An 18,701-nucleotide genomic window follows, 5' to 3' on the forward strand; every position below is an offset into this window, starting at 1 on the left:
AGATGTGTATAAGAGACAGCTCTTCATATACAGGTCGAAACATTCGATTCTCTCCCTTCCATTTGAAAAAAAGAGCAGTCAAAACGAAATCGTTTGACTGCTCCTTACATGTTACTCGAAATGTTTTTTATATTCCCCATATCCTGCCGAATCAAGCTCTTCAAGTGGAATAAATCGTAATGCTGCTGAGTTGATACAATAGCGAAGACCACCAAGTTCTGTCGGACCATCATCGAAGATATGACCGAGGTGACTATCCGCATTCGCAGAACGCACTTCCGTCCGCGTCATCCCGTGACTCGTATCGAGTTCGACTTCCATCTTGTCTTCTGAGATGGGTTTAGCGAAGCTCGGCCAACCGCAGTTTGACTGGAACTTATCTTTTGATGTGAAGAGTGGTGTACCATCGACGATATCGACGTACAGTCCTGGACGTTCTTCATCCCAGTATTCGTTACGGAAAGCGGGTTCTGTCCCGTTCTCTTGTGTGACTTTATACTGAATTGGTGTCAGACGCTCTTTCAATTCTTTTTCCTTACCGTGGTCCTTCCACGCTTCTTTGATGAATTTCGCGCGACCTGAGCCGACACTATACATCTGATAACGGAACGGATTCTTTTTATAATAATCTTGGTGATATTCTTCGGCTGGCCAAAACGGCTTTTCTGGACGAATCTCTACCGCGACTGGACGCGAGAAGCGTCCTGATGCGTCAAGCGCTGCTTTCGAACGTTCAGCTGCTTCACACTGTGCTTCATCGACATAAAAGATAGCCGGTTGGTATGATTCACCACGGTCATTGAATTGACCTCCACCATCTGTCGGATCGATTTGACGCCAGAAGATATCGAGTAATTCTTCGTACGTAATGACGGACGGATCGTACGTGACTTCAACCGCCTCCAAGTGACCTGTCGTTTCCGAACAGACCTCTTTATAAGTCGGGTTCTCTGTATGACCACCGGTATATCCTGAAATGACCTGCTCTACCCCATCATATTTATGGAATGGCTTGACCATGCACCAGAAACAACCACCTGCAAATATTGCTTTTGCCATCTATCTTCCCCTCCTCTGTATGTGTCTATTTTACCGCGTTCAGAGAATGGACTCGACTTTCCTGCTCATTCAATCCTCTGGGTTCGCTTTTAGACGACGCATGACGAAGTAAATCGCCGCAAAGACAAGGAGAAGTCCTCCAAGCGAATACCAGATGTTATTCAAACGATAAATCATTTGGTATAAGGCTAGCGTCACAAGCAATAATGCGATCGGTAAGAAGGCACGCTTAAAGTGGTACCAGTAATTCACGAAGATCGCCTCCTGTTTTTCTTTCATCTTACTTGAAGCGACATCTAAAAAGCCACCTTCATTTGAAGGTGGCTCAATGATTAAGATTGACGTGGATGTTCCGGGAAGTCCATCTCGTCATAACGAACGATTGACGTCCGGTTTTTGAATTTATGTCCTAACCAGAAGGCAAGGAATAATGGAATACCAACATACGTTGCGGCAATTCCGACCCAATCAATTTGATCAGCGAGGAATGCGGCATAGTTTTGACCGACGATGACGAGGAAACAAAGACCGAAGGCGAACAGCGGACCGAATGGGAACGCTGGTGCAACATATGGTAAGTCTTTCAACGAGTGACCTTGTGCAAGGAATCCTTTACGGAAACGATAGTGACTGATCGCAATCCCGAGCCATGCGATGAAGCCTGTCATACCGGAAGCATTGAGTAACCACAAGTAGACTTGTCCACCAAACATCGACGTCAAGAAACAGAGAGCACCGACCGCACCTGTTGCAAGCAAAGCGTTACGCGGTACACCGTTTTTCGATACTTTCGCGAACAACTTCGGTGCATCCCCTTGACGCGCCAGTGTGTACAGCATCCGTGTCGAAGCATACATACCTGAGTTTCCGGCAGATAAAACAGACGTCAAGATGACGGCGTTCATGAGTGCTGCTGAGAACGCAAGACCTGCTTTTTCAAAGACGAGCGTAAACGGACTAACCGCTACGTCCGTAATGTCATTCGAAACCAAGTTCGGACTTGTATACGGAATGAGCATTCCGATGACGAAAATCGCGAAGACGTAGAAAAGCAAGATGCGCCAGAAGACTTGTTTGACTGCTTTTGGAACATTCTTTTTCGGATCTTCCGATTCACCCGCTGCAATCCCGACCAGTTCTGTACCTTGGAAACTGAATCCGGCAACGAGAATGATACCGATGACGGCAGGAATCCCACCGACGAACGGCGCATCGCCAAGAGCAAAGTTTTTAAATCCAACCGGTGGCTCCGATGTAAAGACACCGAAAATCATCGCAACACCGACGACTAAGAAGACGATAACGGTAACGACTTTAATCATGGCGAACCAATACTCCGCTTCTCCGAATCCTTTAACGGAGAAGTAGTTCAAGCCAATCATGAGTAAGAGGAACAAAGCACTGAAATAAAATCCAGGAACGTCCGGGAACCAATACGTCATAACAATTTGTGCTGCGACGAGTTCGACTGCGATCGTGACTGCCCAGTTGTACCAGTAGTTCCAGCCAAGTGCAAAGCCGAATGATGGATCGACGAATTTCGTTCCATATGTCGAGAAGGATCCAGCGACCGGCATGTACGCCGCCATTTCACCAAGACTTGTCATCAGGAAGTAGACCATCAGACCAACGATTGCATACGATAGGAGCGCCCCACCTGGTCCTGCTGCTGCGACGGAAGCACCGGACGCAATGAAGAGTCCTGTTCCGATTGCCCCACCGATGGCGATCATCGACATATGACGGGCTTGTAATCCACGTTTTAATCCTTCTGCTGTCGAATCTGTTGTTTGTTTTACATCTAGATTGTTCATTTCGTTCGCTTCTCTCTGTTTAGATTTTTTGAGAGGACACTTTTTGAATGAAAAAAACAAAAAGCGTCCTCATCTTCCAGATGGAAGATGAGAACGCAACATAATAAAATGGATGCGCCTCATTCTACCGTCGTGAAAGATAGCTCTCCACAAGTAAGTGATACCCGACTTGTGACAGTATTAGACCTATTCGATCTAATCCCAATCGATCATCTTCAAAGCGATGATTGATTTCGGCAATTCTTCCTTTCAGGTCACTTCATCTGTCGCTTGACGACATCCGTAACCGTACTCTTAAGAACTGCAACCTCCATCCCACTGGTTGAGTGAGAACTGAATTAAGTTAGTTATTACTACGCCATATTACACAAAACGCCACGAAATTGTCAATTGCCTTTTTCGAATCTGGGGTAGTAGATGGTAAAAATCCGATATGTTTAGTACACTAAATGGTAGAAGTCCACTGAGAGAAAGGATGCTGCTTGCATGCCACAGGAACGTGATTTGCTAACTTATCGACTCGAAGAACAAATGCGTGTCATTCTTCGTACCCTGCGACGTGAACTTAACCGGCTATTTGAAGGAACGGCGACCCGGAGTGAATTTTTCATCTTACGAAGCCTTTCTGAAAATGGACCTCAGCGCCCGACGCTTCTCGCGGAACAATTTGAGCTCGCGACGAGTCAAGTCACTGCTTTAACGGATAAGCTGTATAAACAAGGATACGTCACACGGACACGTTCGACGGAAGATCGTCGTTCGATCGTCCTCGCTTTGACGGAGGACGGGGAACGTGCATTTCGAGATCTCGAAATCGTTCGGAAAAACTATTTACAAGATCGCTTCGGTACATTGACGGAAGAAGAGCTCGAAACGATGATTCGTGTCTTTGATAAAATTTTACAGACGATGGATGAAGATACTCTTACTTCATCTTCTTAAAAACGGTAGATTTTCTACCGTTTTTTCTATTTTGTCTAAAGATTTCTCTATGTCTAACCGTTATCTACTTGAGTATACTGGAAGTATATATATGGAAATCTGTTAGCTGGGGGAGTTGGGAGGATTTGTTGGCCATCATGAATCAATTCATCATTAACTTTTGTCTACTGTTCACAACGATTACTCTCTTGTTCTTACCGTTTCGGAATCAACCGCGTATTTCATTGAACTCCAAATGGAGCATTCGACTTATACTCGGAGCAGTCTTTGGTCTGATTGCGGTCTTATTAATGTTCAATGGGATCCAAATCGATGTCGCCCGTGTTGATTTACGTATCGTTCCCGTCGCGATCGCCATGCTGTTCGGTGGTTTCCCAAGCGCCATCGTTGCAGGAGCAATGATCATCGGAACACGTTACTTTTTAACACCAGTTGATCAAATGGAAGGATTTTATTTATCTACGCTGATCATCGTCTTATTCATCACGACGATTGGGATCATTCGTCGATTCGTCCATGTCTCGATGCGTCATTTTCAACTTATGGTGTTGGTCGGTATTCTCTATTCGTTACCCGCCATCTACATCCTGACGCACAGCTGGTCGACATTCTTTAAAATCTCGATTGCGTACGTCTTCTTTAATTTATTAGCTGGCTTTGTTGCCTTTCGATTACTGACGGAATTACGCCGTCACTTTGAAAACATCCAGTATCAGCAGAAACTCGCTATGACAGATGCTTTGACAGGACTCGCCAATCGCCGTCGTCTGGATGACTCGCTATCACTTGTCGGTTCGACCGATCAAGGCTATTCACTTGTGCTCATCGATATCGATTTCTTCAAGCATGTCAATGATACATATGGTCATGATGCGGGCGATGATGTGTTACGCCAACTCGGCATGACTCTCGCTTCCTTGACGCGTCCAGACGACCTCGTCGGACGGTACGGTGGTGAAGAATTTTTAATCATCTTACCAAGTACTTCGGCGAAAGAAGCGCAAAAAATAGCAGAACTAGCTCGGTTGACGGTCGCACGTAACCTGTTCCCGACATCAGATGTACCTGATCTGCAAATCACGATCTCACTTGGGATTTCACATTCTAGTGGTTCGCACACGTCACTTGAAGCATTACAACAGGCAGATAAAGCGTTGTATTACTCAAAAGAAAGCGGACGGAACCGGAGTACGATTTATTCGAAAGAACTTGCATTCCGACAAGCTTAAACTAATTGGACACTTCCGTAGGGGAGTGTCTTTTTTACGTCTTCATTCCGTCTCTTTAGGAAAACCGATACTTTCAACCGTTCCGAAAACAATCATCCGACTTAATTGTTCTGCCATGTATTCTGATGAATACGGTCGACCGTTTCGTAACCAAGAAATCAACAATCCTAACTGTCCACCAATGACATAGTTCAATAATAAGTCCCGATCGACGAACGTAGCTTCTTCTGTGATTTGCGGTCGAAACACAATTCGATAATTCTCTTTCAATGTATCGAGAAAACGAGAGATGAACGTTTTGATCGGTCCTTGAACGAGCATCGTCTGATAGAATAGTTCATTTTCTTCGATATGAATGAACAAACGAGCAAAATAGCGACTCACCTGCTCGACTGTCGGAAATACAGTTCCTGTACCCGTGATCCGAATCGCTTGTTCAAGTGCTTTCATTTGCTCCTCAACGACTTGGTCGAGCAAATCATACTTATCTGTATAGTGTGCGTAGAAGGTCGAACGATTCACACCTGCTCCATCCGTCAACATTTTGACAGTAATGCTCGAGAAGCTGTGCGTCTTCAGTAAACGAAATAATTCCATCGTAATACGGTCACGTGACCGTTTTGGTCGGGGATCACGGCTCTCATTCATCCATATTTCACTCCTTTTTCACCATCTTTTCATTAATGAATCCGTTATCATCTATTTTTCCAACATTTTGTCGGAAATTGTCGGTTGTTTGTTAGCTAACGTTCCATATAATTAACTATATTAATTACTCCTCCCCCCAGAGGAGTACTTTTTTTGAATCGATTGTACACAAGAAAGGATGCTAACACACCCATGAGTATGAAAAAATTATTGATCATCAATATCGTGACACTCATCGTTTTAATCGGTGGTGGTGTTGTCGGATACTACTATTACGATCAAGCAACGAGCTATGTCAAAACAGACAATGCGAAAATCGACGGTAAGATGATAACGATTGCGAGCCCAAGCGCTGGTAAATTAACAGACTGGTCTGCGAAAACAGGCGAATCACTTGCCAGTGGCGCAACAGTCGGACACGTCATGACGGCACAAGCCGGACAAAAACCGACGGATCTCTCGGTTTCAATGCCCTCAAAAGCAACGATCGTTCAGTCGATGGCGACAAAGAACGGCTTCGTCGCAGCAGGTACACCTCTCGCATATGGTTTTGACTTAAACGACCTTTGGGTCACAGCGAACATCGAAGAAACAGAAATCGATGAAATCAAAGTCGGACAAACAGTGGATGTTTACGTCGACAGCTACCCGGACACGACACTTTCTGGTGAAGTCGAGCAAATCGGTATGACGACGGCTTCCACGTTCTCAATGATGCCTTCTTCAAACGGAAACGCGAATTACACGAAAGTCGCACAAGTCATTCCTGTTAAAGTCTCACTCTCGCAAGAAAAATCACTCGACATTCGACCTGGTATGAATGTGACCGTCCGCATTCATAAGGATTAAGGAGGGACGTTGATGTCTACTACCTTCTTATTCGGATACAGTGCGTTCACGATTCTGATCATCATCGGCGTCAACTGGATCGCCCGTCGAAGTCGCTCATCCGACACGGCGCTGGCGACGGACGGACCGACTCTTGAGGAATCCCTCGAGGCGGAACCGACGATGACCGTAACACCACCAGTCGCAGCACCTTCAAAACAGGTATCGACTGAAAACGTCAGTATTCCGAAAGTACTGACGGTCTTACTCATCGGTATGTTCATTGCTATTTTGAACCAAACGTTGATCAATGTCGCGTTACCGGTTCTGATCAATGATTTCAACGTATCGACGTCCACTGCCCAATGGTTGACGACGGGCTTCATGCTCGTCAACGGGATTTTGATTCCGATCAGTGCCTTTTTGATGCGAAGCTACACGTTCCGCCAGCTGTTCCTCGCTTCGATGACACTATTTTTCTTCGGATCGGTCATCTGTTCGATGGCAATGAACTTCCCGGTCATGATGATCGGTCGCGTCGTTCAGGCAGCGGGGGCTGGTATCTTGATGCCACTCGGATCAAACGTCTTCATGACGTTATTCCCACCGCATAAACGCGGTGCTGCCATGGGAATGCTCGGAATCGCGATGATTCTCGCTCCTGCTGTCGGACCTACGATCACAGGATATGTCATCCAAAACTATGATTGGCACGTCATGTTTTATGCGATGTCGTTCTTTGGATTAGTAACATTGTTACTCGGTACTGCCTGGTTCCGCCTGACGCAGCCACTCTCGAAACCTTCTTTTGACGCACTGGGCGTCTTATTCAGTACGATCGGATTCGGGAGTCTCCTTTACGGATTCAGTGAAGCCGGGAATGACGGCTGGGATAGCCCGATCGTCATCAGCACGATCGTCATCGGCTTAATCGGAATTGCAGCTTTTGCGATGCGTGAGCTATCGATGGAAGATCCGATGCTGAACATTCGCGTGTTGAAGGTACCGGAATTTTCGTTCACCCTCTTCATCAACGTTATCGTCACGATGGCCTTGTTCGGCGGGATGTTACTTTTACCGATTTACCTTCAAAGTATTCGTGGTTTTTCACCAGTCGACTCTGGTCTTCTCCTTTTGCCCGGATCACTAATCATGGGGATCACCGGACCGATTGCCGGTCGTTTATTTGACCGCTTCGGTATTCGACCGCTCGCTATCTTCGGTTTGACGTTGATGACGTACGGGACATGGGAATTGACGCAATTGAACATGGATACGTCGTATTATTCCATCATGGGTATCTATATGCTTCGATCGTTCGGTATGGCATTCATCATGATGCCGATCATGACTGCCGGTATGAACGCTTTACCGATGAAGATGATCCCGCACGGAAACGCGACCCAGAATACACTTCGTCAAGTCGCCGGCTCCATCGGAACGGCAATTCTCGTCACTGTCATGACCCGTCAAACGACGGCTCACTTGGCAGACGATGCGAATCAGTTCACGACGCTCGACCCGACGCTTTCGCAACATTTAAACGATCTTGGTCAACAGCTTGGTAGCTCACAAGCTGCTTCGACGAGTTGGTTTACGATGCTGACGAAACAAGCAACGATCCAAGGGATCACCGATGCGTTCTGGATTGCGACCGTCTTATCTGCGCTTGCACTGATTCTGTCCTTCTTCTTGCACGGAAAAAAAGAACCGAATCTGGATTGATTGACGACAGACCAGTTGATGTCCTATCAGCTGGTCTTTTCTTATACTTTACGAAAAGTTCTTCTTTGCACTTCAGCCTTAAAATCGATACACTAGGGACAATGAGTTTCATATCTAAAGGAGATGCTTTATGGTTGCCTTTCTGCAATTTTATGCGTTCATCTTTGCTTGTTGTTTTGCTTGGCAAGTTGGTCGACCATCCCCTTGGTCACAAAAGATCGTTCGTGCCTTTTTAACAAGTGTCAACGGGCTCTTCGTATTCGCACGTGCCTCGATTTCAATCTTTTTATTAGTTGGACCACTATTACTCGTCACTTATCTTGTCTTCCCACGGTTAATCGCTTTTGAAAATGGTTTAGCGATGGTGATCAGCGTTCTCGTCATCGGACTGGTTGATCGTCTCGTCAGTCTCGTCATCCTGCCACTCATACGTTCCTTTTTCTTAAAACGTCAACGCGTCATGCCACAATCGGTGGAAATGGTGCTTTATACGATGGCAATGGCTGTCTTGCTCTTCATTCAGCTCCATGCTGTTCCTGGCGTTCAAATTCATGTAGCGTTAACGATTTTTCTTGGTTTTACGATCTATTTCGCTCATTATCTATTTGCCCTATATCGGATTCGTCTTATGAAAAAGAAGCTAACGACCGTTGCTCAAGATCAAGACGAGGAACGAAAAGCCTCTTAAATACGAAAACGAAAGATGATTTCCTCTCGGGAATCGTCTTTTTGTTTTCTGATAAATAACGTTGACAATGATAATCGTTATCATTTATAGTGAAAAAGTACTCAGTGAGGAGATGAAACGGATGCATGCCCAACAAGTGATTGAAACGCGCCGGTCGATCCGGTCTTATACGGAACAACCCGTTCCGGTCGAATTGGTAGAAGCATTACTCGACACGGCGATTTATGCCCCGAATCATAAATTACGAGAGCCTTGGCGCTTTGTTCTTGCAATTGAAGACGGACAAACACGGTACGTCGATGCCTTAATGGAGTTACTGACGGCGCGTGGTCAATTCGAGACGAAAACGTCTGAACAACGTCAACAGGCTGAACAAAAATTACGGGAAGTCCCGGTTTATTTAACGATACTTTGTCAGGTCCAAGGGACACCAGATCAACAGCTAGAGGATACACTTGCAACAGCTGCGATGATTCAAAATCTGCAGTTAGTAGCAACAGAACGAGGTCTTGGGTGTTGCTGGAAGAGCGGGAAACACTGGTTCACACCAGAGTATGCCTCACTCGTTGACGCTTCTGAAAACGAACGCGTTCTCGGTGTCATTCAAATCGGCTGGCCTGCCATCGTTCCACCTGTCAAACCGAGAACGTCCGCAAAGGACAAGTTGACGCACTTTTAAGAGGTGCGCATTCTGCGAGCTACCCCTGCTCGCGCCAATCAAGCCCCAATTCAAAAAGAAAAACGTTCCGATGACGTCTCTCTCCCCAAACGGAGACGCAATCGGAACGTTTTTCTGTTAGAGAAACCCTTCATGATTGACAGGTGATTTAGCTTGAATCTAAGATGATGAAGGTGAAACAAATAACCGCTTACAGAAAGCGGGTCGAAAGAAGGGGTCCCCTTGCACGCGGATCAACGAAAAAAATTAACGGTCCTCATGATCAACATGTTCATTGCGGTCGGGAGCTTCGGGATCATCATTCCGATTCTACCCGCTTACTTAGCATCGATTGGACAGGGTGGAACGGCGGCTGGATTAATGATTGCCATCTTTGCCGGAGCACAACTCGTCATGTCACCGATTGCCGGAAAATGGGCGGACCAATACGGTCGTCGCAAAATGATCATCTATGGATTGATCGGCTTGACGCTCTCGATGTTTGTCTTCTACTTCTCCAATTCCGTCACGGTCCTCTACATCTCGCGCGCAATTGGTGGTGCCGGTGCTGCACTCCTAATTCCAGCAATCTTTGCTTACGTCGCGGACATCACGACGATGGATCAACGCGCAAAAGGAAACAGTTACGTCTCAGCTGTGATGTCACTCGGGATCGTCATCGGTCCTGGAATCGGTGGTTTCCTTGCCGAATACGACTTAAAATTACCGTTACTCGTCTCAGCGATCGTCTCGGGTGCAGCCGTCTTGTTCAGCGTCCTGTTACTTCAAGAAAGTGAAAAACACGATGCAACAGCGATGGCACCAGACGAAGGATCGATGCTTCGAAAACTCGGCACGTCGTTTAAGAAACCGTACTTCGTACCGCTCGTCATTACACTCGTCATGAGCTTTGGTCTCATGGCATACGAATCAGTCCTTGGTCTATTCGTCGATGACCAATTCGGTGCTTCACCGAAGGACATCGCGATCATGGTAACATCGACCGGTATCATCAGCGTCATTGCTCAAATCTTCATCGTCGATAAGCTGTCACGTAGTCTCGGAGAAGGAAAGGTCTTGAACCTATTCCTGTTCATCGCAGCACTCGGTTTCCTGTTGTCATTATTGACATCAAGTTACGGTGGATTCTTTGCGATTACCCTCGTCATCTTCCTCGCGACATCGATTTTACGTCCCGTCTTGAATACGATGATTTCAAAGCTCGCTGGTAATGAGCAAGGCTTTGCTATGGGGATGAACAACGCCTACATGAGCATCGGGAACGTGCTCGGACCGACGCTTGCGGGTGTCCTATATGACGTCAACATTCTCTATCCGTTTGCACTCGGTCTGATTTTCCTCGTCGTGACGTTCATCGGATCATTCATCTGGCAAAAACGTCAAGCACGATTGATTGCCAAGGTCGAACAAAGTTCTTAAACGAATCAAAAATAGCCTCGATTGCTCCATCCCATCGGACAGAGCAGTCGAGGCTATTTCGTTTAACGATATTCGTCCGTCATACGGATTGTTCCTCTGTTCTTGACACAAGCAGTTTCGCGACGATTTCTGTTAACAAGAAAACGAAGACGATTCCTGTAAAATCTAGCGTCAACCACGGCATCAGACCGCAGCCGATTAAAAGTGTCCCAATCATTAACGGACGATACGAAGAAAAGGATGGTCGCTTCGGACGGTCACTCAAAAGGATGCTCACGACACCAAGCACGATAAGCCATGTCACTGAAATATTATAGAAAAAGTGATCGACCAGTAAAAACAGACCAATCGGATACAGTGGAACCCACCAACGGTTCATACCGATACCTCCCATTTTCTTTTCAGTATCGCATGATTTGAATTGATTCCCTTTATTTTGAAATCACTTATCCGTACTGCTTTTGATGCGCACGTTTAAGTTCAAGATATTCTTCATCAGCCCGGATCAAATCCCATTTTTCTTGGAAGATGGCCGCAGATTTTGCTTTTTCTTCGTCAATCTCGCGCGTGTGTAATTCTTTGGTCTCTTTATCTTTATATTTACGCCCACCCTTGTAGTTCGCGTAACGTCGTGCGCGCGTATGTCCCATCTGAATGAACTTCCGCGCCATATCCATGCCGACGAAGTCTCCGTCTTCTTTATAAGCTAAATACATCTCATAAATTTTCTCAGACGATTCCTTCGCGATGTCCGGCGTCTTAAAACGCCAATGCGGCAAAATCTCACTTTTGTAAGGTTCGACGAGTAAGACCCCTTGCTCCCCGCGTCCAACCCGGTACTTTTCCGGCTCCTTACGAAAATCCGTCGTCTTGAAATCGAGATCGTAATCAAACGGCATCCCGGTCACGCTCCCTTCTACTTCGAAACGTTCCCTTCCCGTCCGTTCATCAATCCTCGATCCGGTAGAGCCCTTGCGTATAAATCGTCGCTAAGACGTGCGCAATCTCTTCGATCGTCGCTGTCGCCTCTTCGCGGACGACTTCGAATAAATACATCTCATTCGCAAAGAACCAACCACGGGCGACGAGTTTCGAGTCGACATCCTGCCGCGCAAGTCCTGTCTCCTGCGCATACTGGATATCCTGACTGATCCGATCAATGAACCGTTCCCGAATCGCTTTCCATTTCGCACGGACGATGTAAGACACGCCGATTGCTTGCTCGACAACCCGTAACATCGCTCGTTCTTCTTCCGCGAGACGTAAGAAATCCGTCGCTTGCGTCACGATGCGTTCCTTTGCCTCTAGCGGCGTCGTCGGTTCGAATGTTCGTTCCGCGATCGCGTGGAAGCGGCTCATGACATCTTCCATCAGGACGACGAGCAACTCATCTTTCCCTTCAAAATGGACATAGGCTGTTCCGTAGCCGACGCCAGCTTGTTTAATGATTTGTGAAATCGTTGCCGTTTGAAACCCTTGTTCTAAGAAGACGTCACGTGCCGCACTCAACAGTTTCTCGCGTGTCCGCACCGTGCGCAGATGACGTTTATCGATTTTTTCTGGTTGAGAAGATGACATGTCCTTCACTCCTTTTGTTTTCTCTATTCGATAATATTGACACAATGTCAATTTGTTTGCTACGCTTTTGTCAAAATTGATTGAGCATTCATTTGAGGAGGATGACGTATGACACTGCAAGCAAAACGGAGCGATGCTGCTGCTCGGGACGAGCAAGATGCACTCGCCGCCTATCGTGATGAGTTTTATCTGCAACCGGGTAGTATCTATATGGACGGAAACTCGCTCGGCTTATTGTCGAAGCGTGCCGAGAAGACGTTGCTCGAGTCGCTATCAGACTGGAAAGAACTCGGGATCGATGGCTGGATGAAAGGACGTCATCCTTGGTTCGAATTATCGGAACGTCTCGCTGCTCTCAACGCTCCGCTCGTCGGCGCACAAGCAGAAGAAGTCATGGTCACTGGTTCGACGACCGTCAATCTCCATCAACTCGTCGCGACATTCTTCCAACCAACGGAAGGTCGAGATAAGATTTTAGCGGACGCGCTGACGTTCCCGTCAGACATCTATGCCCTTCAAAGCCAACTTCGCTTACGTGGTCTGGATCCTGAGACACACCTCATCCAAGTACCGAGTCGGGATGGTCGCTTTTTAGAAGAAGATGATATCATCGCCGCGATGACGGATGATATCGCATTGATCGTCTTGCCGGCGGTGCTTTATCGAAGTGGACAAATTCTCGATATGGAGCGTTTGACGAAGGCAGCACACGACCGCGGCATCCTGATTGGTTTTGATGGTTGTCATTCCGTCGGAGCCGTTCCCCACGCGTTCCATGACTGGGATGTCGACTTTGCCTACTGGTGTAATTACAAGCACTTGAACGGCGGTCCTGGAACGGTTGGTGGATTATTCGTCCACGAACGTCATTTCGGAACGTTGCCTGGTCTGACAGGCTGGTTCGGTTCACGGAAGGATAAGCAGTTCGATATGGATCATACGATGACACCGGCCGCGCATGCCGGTGCCTTCCAAATCGGGACACCACACGTCTTAAGTCTCGCTCCACAAATCGGTGCATTAGAGATGTTTGACGAAGTCGGTATCGAAGCTGTTCGGACAAAATCACTCGCGTTGACGCAGTACATGATGGAACTCGTCGAGCAGGAACTCACACCGTACGGTTTCGTCATCGGAAATCCGATCGATGATAAACGCCGCGGGGCGCATCTCAGCCTCGAGCACCCGGAAGCAGCACGGATCTGTAAAGCACTCAAGGAAAATCGGATTATCCCCGATTTCCGGGCGCCAAACATCGTCCGTCTAGCACCCGTCGCGCTCTACAATACGTTTACCGATGTCTATGACGTCGTCGCGACACTCAAACGAATCATGAAAGATAAAGAATACGAACGTTTCGCGAATGAACGCGAAGTCGTTGCTTAAGGAGTACACCATGGAACAACCTACTGAACTACGGCGTGAACTCAAGACACGCCAACTCACGATGATTGCGATGGGCTGTGCGATCGGTACCGGTCTTTTCCTCGGAAGTGGACTTGCGATCGGGCTTGCCGGACCGAGCGTTTTAATCAGTTACGCAGTCGGCGCCTTCATCGTCTTACTTTTAATGGGCTGCCTCGCTGAAATGACGGTCGCCCATCCGACATCTGGCTCGTTCGGTACGATTGCCGAACGATACATTAGTCCATATGCCGGTTTTCTCGTCCGCTATTCATACTGGATCGCAAACGTTCTTGCGATTGGCGTTGAGGTCAGTGCGATCGCTATCTATATGAAATACTGGTTCCCTGACGTTCCCGGGGTCGTCTGGATTCTCGTATTCGCTGCCGCGCTGATCTATATCAATGCCACGACAGTCAATACGTTCGCGACCTTCGAATACTGGTTCTCAGTCATTAAAATCAGTGCCATCTTGCTATTCATCCTGCTTGGTGCCTACTTGGTCATCGGTAGTCCAAGTCCTGAGATTGGTCCACAAAACTTCACAAATGACGGTGGCTTCATGCCGTTCGGCTTCTCAGGTCTCTGGATCGCAATCTTCATCTCCCTGTTCAGCTTCCTCGGAACAGAATTGATCGCCGTCACTGCTGGTGAAGCGAAGGATCCAGATGTCGCCGTACCGAAAGCATTAAAAGCGACGGTCTTCCGTCTCTCGACGTTTTATGTCATCACGATTGCTTTGATGTTGATGATCGTTCCGTGGCAACAAGCAGGCGGTGTCGATCAAAGTCCGTTCGTTAAAGTAATGGAGATGCTATCGATTCCATATGCAGGCGGTATCATGAACTTTATCATCCTGACAGCGGCGCTATCCGCGATGAATAGTCAACTCTATGCTTCGACACGGATGATGTATTCGTTATCGAAGGCAACGTATGCTCCAAAAGTATTTGGGCGCTTGAATCGAAAAGGTGTACCGCTCTTCGCACTCGCCTTATCGACACTCGGCATTTTTCTCGCAGCGATCATCAGCAGTCAATCGAGCGTCTCTTATCCATTCATGATGGGGATTTCGATGTTCGGGGCGATTTTCACATGGTTCATGATTTTCATCTCCCATCTGTACTTCCGTAAAGCCTGGGAACGTGAAGGTGGACGGACGTTACCGGTTCGGATGATGGGCTATCCGTATCTGACTTCCCTCGGTGCATTGTTGTTATTCGCACTCGTCCTAACGACATGGTTCACGGATTTCCAAATCGTCTTGAAGTTTGGTGTACCGTGGTTAGTGTTCTTATCGATCGCCTATTTCTTCTGGAAACGGGCGCATCCGGAACAACCACAGACCGCTGAAAAACGAAAACTGAATTAACTTGATAAAGGGGATGAATAGGAATGACAAAGACAGATCCTACGTCTATTGAAGCATCGATTCAAACGGATTTTAAAAAAGATATGTCCTACGGGGATTATTTGCAACTAGATCCATTGCTTACGAGTCAACATCGCTTATCGGGGCATCATGACGAGATGCTGTTCATCATCATTCATCAAACGAGCGAACTCTGGATGAAGCTGATCCTGCATGAGATGCGAGCAGCGACGCAAGCGGTCGCAAACGATGATCTCGAATCGTCGTTTAAGATGCTCGCACGCATTTCAAAGATTCAGCACCAGTTGATTCAATCGTGGAATGTTTTGTCGACCTTGACCCCTGCTGAATATCTAGAATTCCGTGATGCGCTTGGTCACTCATCCGGTTTTCAGTCGTATCAAAACCGTCAAATCGAATTCGCGCTCGGCTTCAAGAATGAGCAGATGCTAAAAGTGTATGCGCATGACGAAACACTCTATCCGATGATGCTCGAAGACTTGAAGACACCAAGTATCTACGACGAAACGATCCGGGCGATGGCGCGCCATGGGCTACCGATCGACGAATCCGTCCTTGAGCGTGATGTTACGCAAGACTGGACGCCGAATGCGAGTGTCGAAGCAGCCTGGGCAATTGTCTATCGTGATGTCGATCGGTACTGGGATCTGTATGAACTCGGTGAAAAACTACTCGATATCGGGAGCCAACAACAAATGTGGCGCTTCAACCATATGAGTACCGTCGAACGGATCATCGGACAAAAGCCAGGAACGGGCGGTTCGTCTGGTGTCAGTTATCTACGACGTGTGCTCGACCATCGGTTCTTCCCGGAACTGTGGTCAGTCCGCACGACATTATGAGGAGGATTCAGCAATGACACGATGGATTGATGTTTCACAACCACTTGATCGCCACGTCACGACGTGGCCGGGGGATACACCGTTTGAAGCAATATTGACATGGAATAAGGAAGACACCGGTTCCGTTAACGTCGGAAAGGTAACGATGAGTCTGCATACTGGCACTCATGTCGACGCGCCGTTTCATTTTGACGATGCCGGACAAAAAATCATCGACCTTGATCCGGATCTCTACATCGGACATGCGCGCGTCATTTACTTACCAGGTCGTACAGAAATCACAGCTTCTGATTTAGATGGCTTTGAGCTAAATGACGTCCAGCGCTTGATCATCAAAACGGATGGTTGGATCGACAAATCAACTTTCCCAGAAACGATTCCCGTCTTGACGCCAAGTCTTGCTGAACGTCTCGGCGAACTCGGGATTTCGCTGATTGGTCTCGACTTACCAAGCGTCGATGCGATTGATAGCAAGGAAATGGCAGCCCATCACGCACTAGCGCATCATGGAGTCCATATCCTTGAAGGACTCGTTCTCGATGCGATCACGCCTGGTGATTACCACCTCAACGCCGTCCCACTCCCGCTCGTCGATGGCGACGGTAGTCCCGTCCGTGCCTTACTTCGTCCATACTAAAAAATCCGTCTAGCAGGCTTTCTGCTGGACGGATTTTTTGTTACTTGGGTAGTGGTTCGAACAAACTGGCTTCGATTTGACGAACGATATGCCCAAGGACTGCAAGCGATGGATCGATCTCGAATCCTTGATCCAGAGAATGATTCGCTCCTTCAATAACATCAATCGTCAGTTGTGAGGTGCGACACGTTTCAAGTGCCGCTTCATCATAAAACTTATCGGCTGTTCCGATGACAAGGAGTCCAGCTTGCGACGATGTGGCGATTTGTTCGACTACTTCGGCTTCAAGAACGGGTGTTAAGAAGACGAAGCGTGCTGTCTGTAGATTCGGCTTAGCAAGCAATGCCGCTAGCGGAATCGTTCCTAACGACTTTGCGATGAACTGAACGTTTTCGTATGTATGTGTCGCAAGCACTTCTGAGACGACAGCGTCGACCCGGCGCGTCATGCAGACATTCGATTCTGCGTCTGTCATCGAAAAGAGCTCTTCCGTCACATAGTGAATACAGATGACATCGATGTCTCGAGCTAGTAGTGCCATCCGGCTGTAGTAGAAGTAAGGATGGTCGTACAAATAAGATGCTCCCGAGATCAAGAAGCAGACCTGTTTGGATCCCATTTGAAAATGATCATATGAAACGGTTGTCTGATCGACGACGATGGATGATTGTTCGATATGCATGAAATCCCTCCACACTTTTTCTAGACTTTACCATTTCAGAGATGGACTGTCATGTCTTTTTCGGCTCTCCCTTATAAACTAAAAAAGGCGATGCACCACATTGGTTCATCGCCAATCCTATATCTTTAGCCAATCGGAGCAAACACAGACTGTTCGACTTGTTTTAATTCATAGAACGCTCCTTGTCGCGCCATCAATTCGGTATATGTTCCGACTTCGATAACGTGACCTTGATCCATGACGATGATTTGATCCATCGCTTCAAGACCCGCTAACCGGTGACTGACGAGAACAAGTGTCGCGTCCTCTGCTCGCGTGAACAGTCGATTGAGAATCATCTGTTCCGTCAAAGCATCAACGGAAGACGTCGGTTCGTCAAGCAAGTAAAGCGAGGCTTCTCGCAAGAGCACACGAGCAATCGCTAAGCGTTGTTTTTCTCCTCCAGACAAGTTCTCGCCTTTTTCAAATACACGATCGTTTAATTCGAACGTCGTTAACCCAACATCATCGAGCGCTTGAAGCATCGCCTCGTCCGTTGCTGCTTCGTTCGCGAGCAATAGATTATCGCGAAGCGTTCCATAAAAGTAATGATTCTGTTGCAGCACGACATTTGCGTGTTGCCACAGTCCTTCCGGATCAACCGTCTGACTCTCTTGACCAGCAATCGTTAATCCGTCTGTCGGATACATCCGTAACATCAATTGAAGTAACGTGGATTTCCCGGAACCACTCGCCCCGACGATCGCCGTCTTCTTGCCGGCAGGAATCGAAACGGTGACGTCACGTAAGACCGGACGCGGTGCATCAGGGAACGTGAACGTCAACGCGTTCGTTTCAAAGGATGGTGCCTGATCGAGAACAAACGTGTCATAAGTTGGCTCTTCTTGCTCGGACACGACTTCATCAAGTCGTTTTGCAGCATGACGGCTATCTTCAAAGAAGCCTGGTAAAATCGCCATCGGTGCCGCATTCTCAAAGACCGTCAGCGATGTCATGACGAGTAAAGCGAGGAAGACCCCTTCGAGTTGTCCACTCGCGACGAGATAGGCACCGACACCAAGAACGAGCCAAGAGATGATCAGCGTCACCATCGTATTCAAGGCCAGGTTCGAGACCTGTCTCTTATACACATCT

General features: G+C 47.5%; 20 protein-coding genes and 1 riboswitch. Of the genes, 11 read left to right on the plus strand and 9 right to left on the minus strand.

Features of this window, described 5'->3' with window-relative positions:
* Positions 1–111: 111 nt before the first annotated feature.
* The 3 genes from msrA to F8N00_RS07210 form a co-directional block, all read right to left on the minus strand.
* Positions 112–1,059, minus strand: coding sequence for a peptide-methionine (S)-S-oxide reductase MsrA (gene msrA, locus F8N00_RS07200; protein WP_075642782.1), 948 nt, complete (start codon positions 1,057–1,059; stop codon positions 112–114).
* 69 nt (positions 1,060–1,128) lie between these two features.
* Positions 1,129–1,311 carry a hypothetical protein gene (locus tag F8N00_RS07205; protein ID WP_035399267.1) on the minus strand — a complete coding sequence of 61 codons (183 nt, stop codon included), beginning with the start codon at positions 1,309–1,311 and terminating at the stop codon, positions 1,129–1,131.
* 80 nt (positions 1,312–1,391) lie between these two features.
* Positions 1,392–2,873 (minus strand): amino acid permease, encoded by a 1,482-nt coding sequence (locus tag F8N00_RS07210; protein ID WP_023466735.1) that lies wholly within the window; start codon positions 2,871–2,873, stop codon positions 1,392–1,394.
* 132 nt (positions 2,874–3,005) lie between these two features.
* A riboswitch (Lysine riboswitch) is annotated at positions 3,006–3,194 on the minus strand.
* Positions 3,195–3,359: 165 nt separating this feature from the next.
* Here F8N00_RS07210 and F8N00_RS07215 point away from each other — a divergent pair.
* Both F8N00_RS07215 and F8N00_RS07220 read left to right on the plus strand, forming a co-directional pair.
* Positions 3,360–3,815, plus strand: coding sequence for a MarR family winged helix-turn-helix transcriptional regulator (locus tag F8N00_RS07215; protein ID WP_023466733.1), 456 nt, complete (start codon positions 3,360–3,362; stop codon positions 3,813–3,815).
* 137 nt (positions 3,816–3,952) lie between these two features.
* A complete protein-coding gene (locus tag F8N00_RS07220; RefSeq protein ID WP_244150225.1) occupies positions 3,953–5,044 on the plus strand; it encodes a diguanylate cyclase in 1,092 nt (363 codons plus the stop codon).
* Positions 5,045–5,086: 42 nt separating this feature from the next.
* Here the strand turns inward: F8N00_RS07220 and F8N00_RS07225 are convergent, their stop codons facing one another.
* A complete protein-coding gene (locus F8N00_RS07225) occupies positions 5,087–5,692 on the minus strand; it encodes a TetR/AcrR family transcriptional regulator (protein ID WP_055969891.1) in 606 nt (201 codons plus the stop codon).
* Between the two features lie 192 nt (positions 5,693–5,884).
* On the opposite strand from F8N00_RS07225, the gene F8N00_RS07230 reads away from it, so the two are divergent.
* From F8N00_RS07230 to F8N00_RS07250, 5 genes are all read left to right on the plus strand, one after another.
* Entirely contained in the window at positions 5,885–6,541 is a 657-nt protein-coding gene (locus F8N00_RS07230; RefSeq protein WP_075642785.1) for an HlyD family secretion protein, read from the plus strand.
* A gap of 12 nt (positions 6,542–6,553) precedes the next feature.
* Positions 6,554–8,245, plus strand: a complete 1,692-nt coding sequence (locus F8N00_RS07235; RefSeq protein WP_058265449.1) for a DHA2 family efflux MFS transporter permease subunit — start codon at positions 6,554–6,556, stop codon at positions 8,243–8,245.
* Between the two features lie 130 nt (positions 8,246–8,375).
* A complete protein-coding gene (locus tag F8N00_RS07240; RefSeq protein WP_058265448.1) occupies positions 8,376–8,933 on the plus strand; it encodes a hypothetical protein in 558 nt (185 codons plus the stop codon).
* A 121-nt stretch (positions 8,934–9,054) separates the two neighbouring features.
* Positions 9,055–9,612, plus strand: coding sequence for a nitroreductase family protein (locus F8N00_RS07245; protein ID WP_075642786.1), 558 nt, complete (start codon positions 9,055–9,057; stop codon positions 9,610–9,612).
* 222 nt (positions 9,613–9,834) lie between these two features.
* Positions 9,835–11,031, plus strand: a complete 1,197-nt coding sequence (locus F8N00_RS07250; RefSeq protein ID WP_421017980.1) for an MFS transporter — start codon at positions 9,835–9,837, stop codon at positions 11,029–11,031.
* 79 nt (positions 11,032–11,110) lie between these two features.
* Here the strand turns inward: F8N00_RS07250 and F8N00_RS07255 are convergent, their stop codons facing one another.
* The 3 genes from F8N00_RS07255 to F8N00_RS07265 form a co-directional block, all read right to left on the minus strand.
* Positions 11,111–11,410 carry a hypothetical protein gene (locus F8N00_RS07255; RefSeq protein ID WP_075642787.1) on the minus strand — a complete coding sequence of 100 codons (300 nt, stop codon included), beginning with the start codon at positions 11,408–11,410 and terminating at the stop codon, positions 11,111–11,113.
* 67 nt (positions 11,411–11,477) lie between these two features.
* The gene (locus F8N00_RS07260; protein WP_075642788.1) at positions 11,478–11,930 is read right to left on the minus strand and encodes a DUF4385 domain-containing protein; all 453 of its coding nucleotides are present in this window, start codon (positions 11,928–11,930) and stop codon (positions 11,478–11,480) included.
* A gap of 49 nt (positions 11,931–11,979) precedes the next feature.
* Positions 11,980–12,609 carry a TetR/AcrR family transcriptional regulator gene (locus F8N00_RS07265; RefSeq protein WP_075642789.1) on the minus strand — a complete coding sequence of 210 codons (630 nt, stop codon included), beginning with the start codon at positions 12,607–12,609 and terminating at the stop codon, positions 11,980–11,982.
* A 108-nt stretch (positions 12,610–12,717) separates the two neighbouring features.
* Between F8N00_RS07265 and kynU the strand changes: the two genes are divergently transcribed.
* The 4 genes from kynU to kynB are packed head-to-tail and all read left to right on the plus strand — an operon-like array spanning position 12,718 to position 16,885.
* Entirely contained in the window at positions 12,718–13,995 is a 1,278-nt protein-coding gene (gene kynU / locus F8N00_RS07270; protein ID WP_075642790.1) for a kynureninase, read from the plus strand.
* A 10-nt stretch (positions 13,996–14,005) separates the two neighbouring features.
* On the plus strand, positions 14,006–15,385 hold the full coding sequence (locus tag F8N00_RS07275) for an amino acid permease (RefSeq protein WP_023466718.1): 1,380 nt from the start codon (positions 14,006–14,008) through the stop codon (positions 15,383–15,385).
* A gap of 23 nt (positions 15,386–15,408) precedes the next feature.
* On the plus strand, positions 15,409–16,248 hold the full coding sequence (kynA, locus tag F8N00_RS07280) for a tryptophan 2,3-dioxygenase (RefSeq protein WP_075642791.1): 840 nt from the start codon (positions 15,409–15,411) through the stop codon (positions 16,246–16,248).
* Positions 16,249–16,261: 13 nt separating this feature from the next.
* A complete protein-coding gene (gene kynB / locus F8N00_RS07285) occupies positions 16,262–16,885 on the plus strand; it encodes an arylformamidase (RefSeq protein WP_075642792.1) in 624 nt (207 codons plus the stop codon).
* A 40-nt stretch (positions 16,886–16,925) separates the two neighbouring features.
* Here kynB and F8N00_RS07290 read toward each other — a convergent pair whose 3' ends face one another.
* Both F8N00_RS07290 and F8N00_RS07295 read right to left on the minus strand, forming a co-directional pair.
* Positions 16,926–17,567: a hypothetical protein gene (locus tag F8N00_RS07290; RefSeq protein ID WP_075642793.1), complete on the minus strand. Its 642-nt coding sequence runs from the start codon at positions 17,565–17,567 to the stop codon at positions 16,926–16,928.
* Between the two features lie 125 nt (positions 17,568–17,692).
* Positions 17,693–18,701: amino acid ABC transporter ATP-binding/permease protein (locus F8N00_RS07295; RefSeq protein WP_421017981.1), on the minus strand; the 1,009-nt coding region annotated here is incomplete at its 5' end.

The sequence above is a fragment of the Exiguobacterium sp. A1_3_1 genome (assembly GCF_048985645.1).
In the GTDB taxonomy this organism is placed as follows: domain Bacteria; phylum Bacillota; class Bacilli; order Exiguobacteriales; family Exiguobacteriaceae; genus Exiguobacterium_A; species Exiguobacterium_A indicum.

Bases quoted from the DNA above. Each gene is read 5' to 3' on its own strand.
- F8N00_RS07245 (WP_075642786.1), top strand. From the start codon at position 9,055: ATGCATGCCCAACAAGTGATTGAAACGCGCCGGTCGATCCGGTCTTAT.
- F8N00_RS07210 (WP_023466735.1), bottom strand. From the start codon at position 2,873: ATGAACAATCTAGATGTAAAACAAACAACAGATTCGACAGCAGAAGGA.
- F8N00_RS07275 (WP_023466718.1), top strand. From the start codon at position 14,006: ATGGAACAACCTACTGAACTACGGCGTGAACTCAAGACACGCCAACTC.
- F8N00_RS07290 (WP_075642793.1), bottom strand. From the start codon at position 17,567: ATGCATATCGAACAATCATCCATCGTCGTCGATCAGACAACCGTTTCA.
- F8N00_RS07215 (WP_023466733.1), top strand. From the start codon at position 3,360: ATGCCACAGGAACGTGATTTGCTAACTTATCGACTCGAAGAACAAATG.
- kynB (WP_075642792.1), top strand. From the start codon at position 16,262: ATGACACGATGGATTGATGTTTCACAACCACTTGATCGCCACGTCACG.
- F8N00_RS07225 (WP_055969891.1), bottom strand. From the start codon at position 5,692: ATGAATGAGAGCCGTGATCCCCGACCAAAACGGTCACGTGACCGTATT.
- F8N00_RS07260 (WP_075642788.1), bottom strand. From the start codon at position 11,930: ATGCCGTTTGATTACGATCTCGATTTCAAGACGACGGATTTTCGTAAG.
- F8N00_RS07265 (WP_075642789.1), bottom strand. From the start codon at position 12,609: ATGTCATCTTCTCAACCAGAAAAAATCGATAAACGTCATCTGCGCACG.
- F8N00_RS07220 (WP_244150225.1), top strand. From the start codon at position 3,953: ATGAATCAATTCATCATTAACTTTTGTCTACTGTTCACAACGATTACT.
- F8N00_RS07230 (WP_075642785.1), top strand. From the start codon at position 5,885: ATGAGTATGAAAAAATTATTGATCATCAATATCGTGACACTCATCGTT.
- msrA (WP_075642782.1), bottom strand. From the start codon at position 1,059: ATGGCAAAAGCAATATTTGCAGGTGGTTGTTTCTGGTGCATGGTCAAG.
- F8N00_RS07235 (WP_058265449.1), top strand. From the start codon at position 6,554: ATGTCTACTACCTTCTTATTCGGATACAGTGCGTTCACGATTCTGATC.
- F8N00_RS07240 (WP_058265448.1), top strand. From the start codon at position 8,376: ATGGTTGCCTTTCTGCAATTTTATGCGTTCATCTTTGCTTGTTGTTTT.
- kynA (WP_075642791.1), top strand. From the start codon at position 15,409: ATGACAAAGACAGATCCTACGTCTATTGAAGCATCGATTCAAACGGAT.
- kynU (WP_075642790.1), top strand. From the start codon at position 12,718: ATGACACTGCAAGCAAAACGGAGCGATGCTGCTGCTCGGGACGAGCAA.
- F8N00_RS07255 (WP_075642787.1), bottom strand. From the start codon at position 11,410: ATGAACCGTTGGTGGGTTCCACTGTATCCGATTGGTCTGTTTTTACTG.